Origin of the sequence: Adhaeribacter rhizoryzae, from assembly GCF_008629685.1 — a bacterium.
Taxonomy (GTDB): domain Bacteria; phylum Bacteroidota; class Bacteroidia; order Cytophagales; family Hymenobacteraceae; genus Adhaeribacter; species Adhaeribacter rhizoryzae.
In genome coordinates, this window is sequence record NZ_VWSF01000012.1 from 21,314 (window position 1) to 33,454 (window position 12,141).

At 44.7% G+C, this 12,141-nt stretch carries 11 protein-coding genes; 7 read left to right on the forward strand and 4 right to left on the reverse strand.

Annotated elements, in window-relative coordinates:
* Window positions 1–48: 48 nt before the first annotated feature.
* A complete protein-coding gene (locus F0145_RS15305) occupies window positions 49–519 on the reverse strand; it encodes a hypothetical protein (protein WP_190277564.1) in 471 nt (156 codons plus the stop codon).
* 283 nt (window positions 520–802) lie between these two features.
* Between F0145_RS15305 and F0145_RS15310 the strand changes: the two genes are divergently transcribed.
* The 7 genes from F0145_RS15310 (at window position 803) to F0145_RS15340 (ending at window position 9,819) form a co-directional block, all read left to right on the forward strand.
* Window positions 803–1,204: a thiol-disulfide oxidoreductase DCC family protein gene (locus tag F0145_RS15310; protein ID WP_150089445.1), complete on the forward strand. Its 402-nt coding sequence runs from the start codon at window positions 803–805 to the stop codon at window positions 1,202–1,204.
* A gap of 179 nt (window positions 1,205–1,383) precedes the next feature.
* Window positions 1,384–4,197 (forward strand): carbamoyl-phosphate synthase large subunit, encoded by a 2,814-nt coding sequence (gene carB / locus F0145_RS15315; RefSeq protein WP_150089447.1) that lies wholly within the window; start codon window positions 1,384–1,386, stop codon window positions 4,195–4,197.
* Window positions 4,198–4,568: 371 nt separating this feature from the next.
* Window positions 4,569–5,351, forward strand: coding sequence for an FkbM family methyltransferase (locus F0145_RS15320; RefSeq protein ID WP_150089449.1), 783 nt, complete (start codon window positions 4,569–4,571; stop codon window positions 5,349–5,351).
* Window positions 5,344–5,613 (forward strand): DUF4834 family protein, encoded by a 270-nt coding sequence (locus F0145_RS15325; protein ID WP_150089451.1) that lies wholly within the window; start codon window positions 5,344–5,346, stop codon window positions 5,611–5,613. Before F0145_RS15320 ends, F0145_RS15325 begins: the two co-directional genes overlap by 8 nt.
* A 105-nt stretch (window positions 5,614–5,718) precedes the next feature.
* Entirely contained in the window at window positions 5,719–8,166 is a 2,448-nt protein-coding gene (locus F0145_RS15330) for a YfhO family protein (RefSeq protein WP_150089453.1), read from the forward strand.
* Between the two features lie 67 nt (window positions 8,167–8,233).
* Window positions 8,234–9,142 (forward strand): 1-aminocyclopropane-1-carboxylate deaminase/D-cysteine desulfhydrase, encoded by a 909-nt coding sequence (locus tag F0145_RS15335; RefSeq protein WP_150089455.1) that lies wholly within the window; start codon window positions 8,234–8,236, stop codon window positions 9,140–9,142.
* 47 nt (window positions 9,143–9,189) lie between these two features.
* Complete coding sequence (locus tag F0145_RS15340) at window positions 9,190–9,819, forward strand: DUF4230 domain-containing protein (protein WP_150089457.1); 630 nt, start codon at window positions 9,190–9,192, stop codon at window positions 9,817–9,819.
* A 39-nt stretch (window positions 9,820–9,858) separates the two neighbouring features.
* Here F0145_RS15340 and F0145_RS15345 read toward each other — a convergent pair whose 3' ends face one another.
* The 3 genes from F0145_RS15345 to F0145_RS15355 form a co-directional block, all read right to left on the reverse strand.
* Window positions 9,859–10,359: a hypothetical protein gene (locus F0145_RS15345; RefSeq protein ID WP_150089460.1), complete on the reverse strand. Its 501-nt coding sequence runs from the start codon at window positions 10,357–10,359 to the stop codon at window positions 9,859–9,861.
* A 39-nt stretch (window positions 10,360–10,398) separates the two neighbouring features.
* Window positions 10,399–10,881: a regulatory protein RecX gene (locus F0145_RS15350; RefSeq protein ID WP_150089462.1), complete on the reverse strand. Its 483-nt coding sequence runs from the start codon at window positions 10,879–10,881 to the stop codon at window positions 10,399–10,401.
* 168 nt (window positions 10,882–11,049) lie between these two features.
* Window positions 11,050–12,090: an agmatine deiminase family protein gene (locus F0145_RS15355; RefSeq protein ID WP_150089464.1), complete on the reverse strand. Its 1,041-nt coding sequence runs from the start codon at window positions 12,088–12,090 to the stop codon at window positions 11,050–11,052.
* Window positions 12,091–12,141 lie beyond the last annotated feature (51 nt).

The window sequence follows — 12,141 nt, forward strand, 5'->3', positions numbered from 1 at the left end:
AGAAAATTGCCTTTTTGCATTAATGAAAATGTAAGTTTCTATATTGGCCTAACGACCAGTAGTGCTTCCGGCGGTAGTGCCAGCAGTAGTTCCGGTTGTGGTACCACTGGTAGTGCCAGAGGTTGTACCGGTGGTAGTTGTACCACTAGTAGTGCCAGAAGTTGTACCGGTGGTAGTACCACCTGCGGTAGTGCCGGTAGTGGTTGTACCTGAAGTTGTACCTGATGTAGTGCCAGTAGTAGTGGTTCCGGAAGTTGTACCAGAGGTGGTTCCGGTTGTTGTTCCGCCGGTAGTGGTGCCATCGGTGGTGCCGCTGGTAGTGCCAGCAGTAGTTCCGGTTGTAGTGCTACCGGTAGTAGTACCATCAGTAGTGCCAGATGTTGTACCGCTGGTAGTGCCATCCATTGTGCCAGAGGTTGTTCCTTCGGTGGTGTCTGCTCCGGTATTAGTAGAGGAACAGGCAAACATGAAAGAGCCCATCATACAGGCTGCTGCGATTATAAGATTCCTTTTTTTCATAGTTAATTTTGTTTCTGTTTTGTATTATTTAATTACCCCTATGATAATTAATTGACCTTAATACGACACATATATAAATAAAGGTTAAACTTCTTGTAAAATTTTCTCTGGGCGATGTTAAAGATCTGGATTTTACTGTATTTTTTTAAGTATTTATACGGATGGCTTAACGCGCGAATATTTGCTTTTAAAACTTAACTTCTAGCCTTGATACTTATAAAACCAAGCGTTAAAAACATGTGAAGTACTTATGCGTAAAAAATATTTAAAATAATTTTTATGCATGAAATCTAAATCGGCAGTAATACTTTTTGATGGGGTTTGTAATTTATGTAATGGTTTTGTGCAGTTTGTTATCAGCCACGATCCGGCCGGCCGGTTTAAGTTTGCGGCGTTGCAATCCGAAACTGGTCGGCAATTGCTCCAAAAATTTCAACCCGGTGTCTACAACCTCGATACCGTAATTCTAATCGAAAATAATAAACTTTATCACCGCTCTACTGCTGCCCTGCGCATCCTACGGCACTTATCGGGGGCGTGGCCGCTGTTGTACCTGGCAATTATACTGCCCGTCTTTTTCCGGGATTGGGGGTATAATTTTGTAGCCCGCAACCGCTACCGTTGGCTGGGGCAGCGCGAAAGCTGTTTAATGCCTACTCCTGGTTTAAAAGCCCGTTTTTTGTAGCGTACCAGATTAGGTTATAACCAAGTTTATATTCCTGATTGATTATTTATAAACAGAAATTTTTGTTTTAAGTCGGATAAAGCGTGTCCGGTAATTAGGAAAATATCAAAACTCTCAACTTTAAATTATAAACTTTTAACTTTTTGCCTACCTTTGCGCAATTTATTCATACAGCTAGCATGCCCAGAGACAACAGTATAAAATCCGTTTTAATTATTGGTAGTGGCCCCATCATTATTGGTCAGGCCGCCGAATTTGATTACTCCGGCACCCAGGCCGCCCGCTCTTTGCGCGAAGAAGGGATAGAAGTTACCCTTATTAACTCCAATCCGGCTACCATCATGACCGACAGTGTTACCGCTGATAACGTGTACCTGAAGCCGCTGGAGAAAAAATACATCATCGAGATTCTGGAAAAACACAAGATTGATGCGGTATTGCCAACCATGGGTGGCCAAACGGCCCTGAACCTGGCCATTGAGTGCGATAAAGCCGGTGTCTGGAAAAAATACGGGGTGCGCATTATTGGGGTAGATATTAAAGCCATCGAAACCACCGAAGACCGTGAGAAATTCCGGTTAAAAATGTTGGAACTGGGTGTAAATGTGTGTAAAGGCTACACCGCTACTTCGTTTTTAGAAGGAAAAGAAATTGCCCAGGAAATTGGCTTCCCATTGGTTATCCGGCCTTCGTTTACCTTGGGTGGTACCGGTGGCGGCTTTGTGAATGACCCCGCCGATTTTGATAAAGCCTTAACCCGCGGCCTCCACGCTTCGCCAACGCACGAAGTACTGGTAGAGCAAAGCATTATGGGCTGGAAAGAATACGAACTGGAATTACTCCGCGATAATAACCAAAATATTATTATTATCTGCTCCATCGAGAACTTCGACCCGATGGGCATTCATACCGGCGACTCGATTACAGTGGCACCGGCCATGACTTTACCCGATACCATTTACCAGCAAATGCGCGACTTAGCCATTAAAATGATGAATGGTATTGGTCAGTTTGCCGGCGGCTGTAACGTACAGTTTTCGGTAAATCCGGAAAACGACGATATTATTGCGATTGAAATTAACCCCCGCGTAAGCCGCTCATCAGCGTTGGCTTCCAAAGCTACCGGTTACCCGATTGCTAAAATTGCCGCCAAACTGGCCATTGGTTATAATTTAGATGAGCTGAAAAATGCCATTACCAAAACCACTTCGGCGTTTTTTGAGCCGGCTCTGGATTACGTAATTGTAAAAATTCCTCGTTGGAACTTCGATAAATTTAAGGGTGCCGATAAAAAGTTGGGTCTGCAAATGAAATCGGTTGGCGAGGTAATGGGTATTGGCCGCACATTCCAGGAAGCGCTGCAAAAGGCTTGTCAGAGTTTGGAAATTAAGCGCAACGGTATTGGCGCCGACGGCAAAGAAATGACCAACTACGACCAGCTCATCGACAGCCTGACAAATGCGAGCTGGAACCGTTTGTTCTCTATTAAAGATGCCATGCGCTTTGGTATTCCTACTTCTACCATCCAGAAAATAACCAAAATAGACCCTTGGTTCCTGCATCAGATAGAAGAGTTGAACGACACGGAGAAAACGCTGCGTAGCTACTCTTTAGAAACCGTGCCGGTAGATATTCTGCGCCGGGCTAAGCAACAGGGCTACGCCGACCGCCAGATTGCTTACCTCTTTGGTTGCAAAGAAAGCGAAGTACACCGCAAGCGTACCGAAATGGGCATTCACCGGGTATTTAAACTTGTAGATACCTGCGCCGCCGAGTTCGAAGCCAAAACACCTTATTATTACTCTACTTTTGAAGGCGAAAACGAATCTGCTGTTTCGGACCGCAAAAAGGTAGTAGTGCTGGGCTCTGGTCCGAACCGCATTGGTCAGGGTATTGAGTTCGACTATAGCTGCGTGCACGGTGTACTGGCGGCTCGTGAGTGCGGCTACGAAACTATCATGATTAACTGTAATCCCGAAACGGTTTCTACCGATTTTGATATTTCGGATAAGCTGTATTTTGAGCCGGTATTCTGGGAGCACGTTTATGATATTATTCTGCACGAAAACCCAGTAGGCGTAATTGTGCAGCTTGGTGGTCAGACCGCCCTAAAAATGGCCGAGAAACTGGAACGCTACGGCATTAAAATATTAGGTACCAGTTTCGAAGCTTTAGATTTAGCCGAAGACCGCGGTGCTTTCTCTAGCTTGCTGCGCGATAATAATATTCCGTACCCGCCGTTTGCCTCGGTTACCAGCGCCGAAGAGGCTTTAGAAGTTTGCAAAGACCTGAAGTTCCCGCTATTGGTACGCCCTAGCTACGTATTGGGTGGCCAGAGCATGAAAATCGTAATCAACGAAAAGGAACTCGAAGCCCAGGTAGTAGACATCGTAAAAGACAACCCCGGCAATAAAGTATTGCTCGACCACTTCCTCGACCACGCCATTGAAGCCGAAGCCGATGCCATTTGCGACGGCGAAGACGTTTACATTATTGGTATCATGGAGCACATTGAGCCGGCGGGTATCCACTCCGGCGATTCTTACGCCGTGCTTCCGCCCTTTGATTTAAGCGCAGATGTCATCCGGCAGATAGAAGAGCATACCAAAACCATTGCCCTGGCCTTGAGAACGGTAGGTTTAATAAATATTCAGTTTGCGATAAAAGATGGTTTGGTTTATATTATAGAAGCTAATCCACGCGCCAGCCGCACGGTGCCGTTTATTGCCAAAGCCTACCAGGAACCTTATGTTAATTACGCCACCAAGGTAATGCTGGGCGAGAAGAAAATTAAAGACTTTGATTTTAAACCTTATAAAAAAGGTTTTGCCATTAAAGTACCGGTATTCTCGCACCACAAGTTCCCGGAAGTAAACAAAGAGCTCGGCCCGGAAATGAAATCAACCGGCGAAGCGATTTACTTCATCGATAACCTGGAAGATGAATATTTTACCAAAGTTTACGCTGAGCGGAATTTGTATCTGAGTGTATAGTAAATAATTATTTTAATTTTTGCCGCCCGTGGTCCCCCAACGAAAGTACAGGAGTTACCACGGGCGGTTTGTTTAAATATTGTTGGTTATGCGGAGAGTTAGCGCAGCGCTCTCCGCATTTTGGGAAAGCCAATCTCCTGATTGGCGTAATCCGAAAATAGCAAATATTCTACAGCGTTACTTTCTGATATAATATAACGGCTGCGTCAGCGGCCTTGCCACTAGATACCTCTTTTTGTTAACTGAATACGTCTTTACTTATTAAGCCAATCAGAGATTGGCTTTCCAAAAGTGCAGAGAGCGCTGCGCTAACTCTCCGCACAACAGTCGCTAGCACGGGCAGTTTGGTTTATTTAAATATTATTAACTTTGTGCTGTTATCAAAACATACCAATTACCGGCCTTTGAAAGAACTGCGCAAATTTTTAGTTAAAACCCTGGGTTTTAAAAATTACATCCGGCTGGTGAGCCGGGTATACCTGCTGATGGTGCGGGCCGGCCTGATGCAGAAAAAATATCCCGAAATATTCTTCCTCAAAAAAATAATTCAGCCGGGTTTTACCTGCATCGATATTGGCGCTAACCTGGGCTATTATTCTACTATTTTGTCGCGGCTGGTGGGCCCGGCGGGCAAAGTGCTGGCCGTAGAACCGGTTCCGGTATTTCAGGAAATCTGGAAGCAGAACGTAAAGCTGAGCGGCGTTTCTAACTTAACCATGTGGCCTTATGCGTTGGGCGGCCAAAATACCCGCATTAAAATGGGTACACCCGAACGCGATGGCCTCTTGCACCACGGCATGACCAAAATCATGAGTTCGGCCAAAGATTCTTACGCCCGCACCTACGACGTAGAAATGAAAATTCCAGACGAGTTATTTATAAACCTGAACCGGCTGGATTTTGTTAAATGCGATGTAGAAGGCTATGAGTTTGAGGTGTTCCGGAACATGCAGGAAACCTTGCGCAAGTTTAAACCAATTATTCAAACCGAACTGAATGGTACCGAAAACCGGCAGCAGGTAGCAGCTTTATTAACGGCAATTGGTTACGGTACTTATATTTTATCCCCAAATCAAACGTTATTGCCTTGTAATAATGTTGTATTAATGTCGCATCAGGGCGACTTTTATTTTAAATTTTCTGCCGATGACTAAATTTCTGATAACCATATTTCTGATATATTTATTTATGCGCTTTGTGTTCCCGATTTTATTGCGTTGGGCCATTAAAGCGTTTATTAAAAAAAATATTCAAAACGGACGTTTTACCAATATCGACCCCAACGCCTTCCGGCCGGCAAATGAGCCCCAGCCTGAAGGCGAAGTAAAAGTGAATTACATCCCGAAACAGCCACAACCCAACCAGGCCAAAGACTTTCCCGGAGGCGAGTACGTGGATTATGAAGAAGTAAAATAATTAACTAACTTTCCTGCCTAACCCTAAGTTAATCCGGGTTTTATGCCTGCGGCTAGCAGGAGTAGAATCCGGATTAATTTTTAAGAATTAAAACAAACCTGTTTCATGCCCAAATTTAATTTTAAGGCGCACGTGCTGCCCCATGTACTGGCGGTCCTTTTCTTTTTAGCCTTAACGGCGGCCTATGTTTCGCCCATCTTATTCGAAGACAAAAGCCTGGTGCAGAACGATATTCTGCAATCGAAAGGCATGGCCAAAGAAATTATAGATTACCGCGAACGTACCGGTAAAGAGGCCCTCTGGACCAATTCGATGTTTGGGGGCATGCCGGCTTACCTGATTAACACCGCTTTCCCCGGCGACTTAACGGTTTATATTCACAAAGCAATAACGCTGAATTTACCAGCCGTGGCCGCCAATATTTTCCTGACTTTGCTGTGTGCTTATATTTTATTTGTAGTCATGGGCATGAGTATTTGGTTGTCGCTGGTGGGGGCCATTGCTTTAAGTTTTACCTCTTATAACCTCATTATTCTGGAAGCCGGGCATAATACCAAATCGCTGGCTATTGCCTATATACCGCTGGCCCTGGCGGGCTTGTTTTACGCTTTCCGACCGGGCACCCGGCACCTGGTTTTGGGTACTTCTTTGTTTACTTTTGGGCTGGCGATGCACATCCGGGCCAACCATCCGCAAATTACTTATTACCTGCTGCTGCTGGTGCTGGTATTTGGGATAGTGCAATTAATATTTGCTATTCGCGAAAAATGGCTGGGTAGCTTTTTTAAACGGGTAATAATATTGGGTGTAGCGGCCATTATTGCGGCCGGCGTAAGTTTCGGGCGTTTATATACGGCTATGGAGTATGGTAAATATTCTATCCGGGGCAAATCCGAATTAAAGCCCAGCACTACCGGCGAAGTTAGCTCCGGCGGCCTGGACCGTACGTATGCTTTCGACTGGAGCTACGGCGTAAGCGAAACCATGACCTTGCTCATTCCAAACTTTTACGGTGGTGCGAGCCAGGGCAGCCTCGACGAGGATTCCCAAACGGCTAAAGCTTTTAGCCAATTAGGTGTGCCACCGGGGCAAATGCAGGAATTACTGGGCGCTTTGCCGCTGTACTGGGGCGACCAGCCTTCTACCAGCGGCCCGGTTTACGTAGGGGCTATTATTTGCTTTTTGTTTGTACTGGGGCTTTTTATTGTCGAGAAACGTACGCGCTACTGGCTGCTGGGAGCAACCATCCTCTCTATTATGCTGGCCTGGGGCCGCAACTTCGAAGCGTTTAATTATTTTATGTTCGATTACTTTCCGGGGTATAATAAATTCCGGGCGGTATCGATGGCGCTGGTAATTGCGCAGGTAACCATGCCTTTGCTGGCCATGTTTGCTTTGTACCGGTTATTACAGAACGGAAGCAAGCAACAGAATATTCAGAAAAAATTATGGTATGCGGCTGGTATTACGGGTGGCATCTGCTTGCTCGTGGCATTATTTGCCGGTATGGCCAGTTTTGCGGGCCGCGTAGATGCGCAGTTGCAGCAAATGCAATGGCCGGTAGATGCGTTGCGCGCCGACCGCGAAAGCATGATGCGCGGCGATGCCTTCCGGTCTTTAATATTTATTTTATTAGCTGCCGGCGTCCTGTATTTTTATTTAAAGCAAAAATTATCGGCGGCTTCGGCTACTTTGGCTGTTGGCTTTTTAATTTTAATCGACCTTTGGACCGTTGACAAACGCTACCTCGATAACGGTGATTTCCAGAAACGGTTGGTTGAAACGCACTTTGAACCAACCCCCGCCGACCAGGCCATTTTGCAGGACAAAGATTTAAGTTACCGGGTTTTTAATATGTCTAATCCGTTTAACGAGGCCCGCACTTCTTACTTTCACAAATCTATTGGCGGTTACCACGGCGCCAAGTTGCGGCGCTACCAGGATGTAATTGAAAAGCATATATCGCAGAATAATATTGAGGTGCTGAACATGCTGAACACCCGCTATATTATTACTACTGATCCGCAAAACCCAGTGCAACGCAACCCGCAGGCGCTGGGCAACGCCTGGTTTGTGCAGCACTTAATGCCCGTTAACAGCCCCGACGAGGAGTTGGCCGCGCTCACGAACCTGACGCCAGTAAACGAAGCGGTAGTAGATGTAACTAAATTCCCGATAAAACAAAAAGAATTTAAAAACGAAGGTTCTACGGCAAAACTAACAGCTTACGAACCTAATTATTTAAAATATCAGGTTAACGCGGCCCAAGATGGTTTCTTAGTATTCTCCGAAATTTATTACAAAGATGGCTGGAATGCTTACCTGAGCGGTAAACCGGTAGAGCACATTCGGGTAAATTACATTTTACGGGGCATGCAGGTACCAGCCGGTCAGCATACCATCGAGTTTAAGTTCGAGCCGAAAGAATACACCTTAGGTAATACGGTTTCGCTAGTTTCCTCTATTTTGATGTTGCTAATCGTTTTCGGGGGTATATTTTATGCTTTCCGGACCGAACCGAAAAAAGTACAGGCTGAGCTGGTTAACAAATAATGCTTTCAATATTTAGTTAAGAGCGGCGGGTAATCCACCGCTCTTTTTATTCCCAGTCCCGAACTTCATGAAAGAATCAGCCCCGGTTCAGCTCCTGCACGACCCACTTTTTGCAACGAAAGGCGTGCAGGTATATTTAAAGCGGGAAGATTTATTACATCCAACCATATCGGGTAATAAATGGCGGAAGCTTAAATATAATTTACAGGCAGCCCGGGAACAGAAGAAAGATACGTTGGTAACCTTTGGCGGCGCTTACTCCAACCACATTGCGGCGGTAGCGGCCGCCGGTAAGGAATATAATTTCCGTACTGTCGGTTACATTCGCGGCGAAGCACACCAAGCCTTAAATCCCACCCTAACTTTTGCCATTAGTTGTGGCATGCAACTACATTACCTCGACCGCGAAACGTACCGCCTAAAAAATACTGCTAACTTTTTAGAAGAGCTGCAACATAAATATCCATCCGCTTATTTGCTTCCGGAAGGCGGTACCAATTTATTAGCCCTGAAAGGTTGCACCGAAATATTGCAGGATATAGCAGTAGACTATGATTATATTATTTGTGCCGCCGGCACGGGCGGTACGTTGGCGGGCCTAATAGCCGGTTTAGCCGGAGAGAAGGAAATTATTGGGTTCCCGGCTTTAAAAGGAGGCGCGTTTTTGCAGGAAGATATTTCACAACTAATATTTAGTTACGGCGGGCAGCACTACCATAATTGGGAATTGCAAACCCAATATCACTTTGGGGGCTACGCTAAAATTAAACCCGAATTAATCAGTTTTATCCAATATTTTAAGCAGCAGCATCAGGTGCAGTTAGAACCCATTTACACCGGTAAAATGCTGTACGGCCTGTACGATTTAATCCGGCAGGAATATTTTAAACCGGGTACTGCTATATTGGCTATCCACACCGGGGGTTTACAAGGCCTGGCCGGCCTGGAAGAACGGCTGGGCCTCAGGCTTACTTAACTGATTGGTTCGGTTATTGCGTATATACCCCGAAATCCTTAACCAACATGTCTTTCCTCGTTTATTTGCTTCGCAAAATATTACCTTATTTAATCGTATTGCTGGCTGCTTTATTTATCTGGCGCAGTTGCAAAGATACCTTGCTGGGTAAGCCCGAAGAAACGGTGCAGGTAACCCATAGTACGGTGCTGAATAAAATCGAAGGCTTAGGTAAAATGGAACTGGTGCGGTACAATTTTAAAGACGTGGTAGAATACAAAAAAGAGTTGTCGCGGTGGCTGCCAAACTCGCGGAGCGTGCTAATTGTGGCCGGCGAAGCAGTTGGCTGCATTGATATGAGCCAGATTTCCCGCCAGGATATTCAGTTTACCAACGACTCTACCATTACGATTAAATTACCGGCCCCGGAAATCTGCTATTTTAAAGTAGACCACGAGAAGTCTAAAATATTTGCGATGGAATATACTTATTTTCAGGATGCGACGCTGGTAGATGAAGCTTACAAGTACGCCGAAAAAAATGTGCGGCAATCGGCTTTAAACGCCGGAATATTGGAAGAAACCGCCCGCAACGCCGATAAAATATTAAAGCCCATGCTGGAAGGAATGACCGGTAAAACCGTAGTGCTTGTACCAAACCGGAAAACCGAAAACCCGGTTTTACCACCAAAAAGATAAATTTTATTGTACCACGATTAAGGCACGCCTAAATGAGCTTTAGTTGTTTGACCTTAGTTTTATTCTGATTAAGTTGTTTTCTACATCATCGATAGTTGAAAATTTAACCGCTATGGTTTTTAAACTACTTTCTATCTTGTTCCAGTAAAATTTATAATCGTCCATTTTCCAGATTTCGAAACCCTCAAAAGTGGTTTCAGTATCCACTTGTATTATTGTTTCATCTAATGTATTTCCCTGTATTTGGACCCTTTTTAATCTGAATAGATTAGGCTCGTTGAATTGGATAACTTGGTTAAATATTTCTAATGGTATGTCGTTTTCAAGGAGAGTAGAGTCAATATTTTCAATTTCTTTGATTTCAAAATCTGCCAGGAAATTAGATTCTAAAAGTGATTCTAGTTCTTTTAAATAAATTGGTTCTGTTATTAAATAGGTATTAGGTGCTTCTGTCCAAACGTTTATGGTCAAAGTGCTACTAGGAAAAACTAACCAACAGTCTGAGGTTATATCCTTATATTCTTTTTCTCCTATTTTCATTCTTAATTGAGCCTAACTTATGTAAAAGAAAACACTGGTTTAATCACTTTGGCCCTTTATAGCGTCCTGAATTAAATCGTTTTCGTAGCCTTTGCTCATCAGGTAATAAGAAAGCTTTTGTTTGCGGAGCATCGGGTTCTTTTCTTTTTCGGTACGGGCCTTTTTTTCGAGTAAATATTTCAAGTTTTCTTCGTAAACCTCCGGGTCAATTTCTTTTAGGCCCTGCTTCACACAATAATCCGAAATGCCCTGAGCTTTTAAACCTTGCAATATTTTGCGGCGGCCCCACCGCTTCAGGCTATATTTGCCCCGTACATACGATTTGGCGTACCGTTCTTCGTCCAGCAGTTTTTCGCCCGATAGCTGAATAATAAGCTCGTCTACTTCGTCGGGATCGAGGCCGTAACTGAAAAGCTTACTGCGTACTTCCTGGTGGTTGCGTTCCTGGTAAGCACAATAAGCCGCTATTTTAACCAGGGCTTCCTTTTTAGTATAATTTTTCTTCTTTTTTGGTTCGAACATGTTTTTAGTATCAGGTAGCAAGTAGTTGGTATCAGGTTTTTGTTTTAATAAATACTTGGTATACCCGCTGCCTTACTTTACAAAAGTATAACGCCTGATTAAGTTGTTTTGTCCAAAAACTTAAAGCAATATTATCCTGCTACCTGCTACTTGTTACCTGATACTTACTCAAACTTTGGGCTCCTGCTGGCTCAAACAATGAAAACTGCCTAATCCCCAAATAATATCTCTGGAATCAATGCCGATAACCGGCCGATCCGGGAAACAGCCCTGAATTATTTCTAAAGCCCGGTCGTCGTTCTGGTCCTGGAAAGTAGGGACAATTACGCCGGCGTTGACAATGTAAAAATTAGCATAAGAAGCCGGTAGCTGCTGGTCTTCGTAAATAACCGGCGAAGGCATCGGCAGTTCTACAATATTTAGTTGCTTGCCATTGAGCAGACGCATTTTTTTCAGTTCGGCTAAATTGGCTTGGAGCGGCGCGTAATTTTCGTCGTGCTGGTTTTCTTCAATTACGGTTAATACGGTATCGGTATTTACAAAACGGGTAATATCATCGATGTGGCCGTCGGTGTCATCGCCCACAATGCCGTCTTCGAGCCAGAGTACCTGTTGTACGCCGTAATAATGGATTAAATATTTTTCTATCTGGGCCTGGTTCAGGTGCGGATTGCGGTTTTCGTTTAGCAAACAGGCCGTGGTTGTCAGCACTGTGCCTTGTCCGTTAAAATCTACCGAACCGCCTTCCATTACAATATTGGGGTAATACACCGGAATATTATAATATCTGCCAATTAAGGTAGGAATAGCGCAATCCAGGTCGTGCGGCGGATATTTGCCGCCCCAGGCGTTGTAGTCCCAATCTACAATTACTTTTTTTACTTCGGCGGCCGGGTTAATTAAAAAGGCCGGACCGTGGTCGCGGCACCAGGCATCGTTAGTGGGGTGGAGAAAGAACTGAATATTTTTTAAATCAGCGCCGGCTTGTTCTAAATACGTGGTGGCTTGTTGCTGCATGGCTTCGTGCAGAACGTTGATGCAAACTTTTTCGCCGGCGGCTACGGCTGCAATAAATTGGGCATAATACGGGTAAATGGTCTGGATTTTACCGGGCCAGGAAGCTTCTTTGTGGGGCCAGCTTAACCAGGTAGCTTCGTGCGGGTGCCATTCGGCCGGGAAATAATAACCAAGTTCGGAAGGAGTTTTCATTAAGGTAAACAGTAATCAATTAGCAGTTATCAGCAATCAGTTAGCAGAAAT

Excerpts from the sequence above, each read along its gene's own strand:
- F0145_RS15355 (WP_150089464.1), bottom strand. The coding sequence starts at position 12,090 with ATGAAAACTCCTTCCGAACTTGGTTATTATTTCCCGGCCGAATGGCAC.
- F0145_RS15335 (WP_150089455.1), top strand. The coding sequence starts at position 8,234 with ATGAAAGAATCAGCCCCGGTTCAGCTCCTGCACGACCCACTTTTTGCA.
- carB (WP_150089447.1), top strand. The coding sequence starts at position 1,384 with ATGCCCAGAGACAACAGTATAAAATCCGTTTTAATTATTGGTAGTGGC.
- F0145_RS15340 (WP_150089457.1), top strand. The coding sequence starts at position 9,190 with ATGTCTTTCCTCGTTTATTTGCTTCGCAAAATATTACCTTATTTAATC.
- F0145_RS15350 (WP_150089462.1), bottom strand. The coding sequence starts at position 10,881 with ATGTTCGAACCAAAAAAGAAGAAAAATTATACTAAAAAGGAAGCCCTG.
- F0145_RS15330 (WP_150089453.1), top strand. The coding sequence starts at position 5,719 with ATGCCCAAATTTAATTTTAAGGCGCACGTGCTGCCCCATGTACTGGCG.
- F0145_RS15325 (WP_150089451.1), top strand. The coding sequence starts at position 5,344 with ATGACTAAATTTCTGATAACCATATTTCTGATATATTTATTTATGCGC.
- F0145_RS15310 (WP_150089445.1), top strand. The coding sequence starts at position 803 with ATGAAATCTAAATCGGCAGTAATACTTTTTGATGGGGTTTGTAATTTA.
- F0145_RS15345 (WP_150089460.1), bottom strand. The coding sequence starts at position 10,359 with ATGAAAATAGGAGAAAAAGAATATAAGGATATAACCTCAGACTGTTGG.
- F0145_RS15305 (WP_190277564.1), bottom strand. The coding sequence starts at position 519 with ATGAAAAAAAGGAATCTTATAATCGCAGCAGCCTGTATGATGGGCTCT.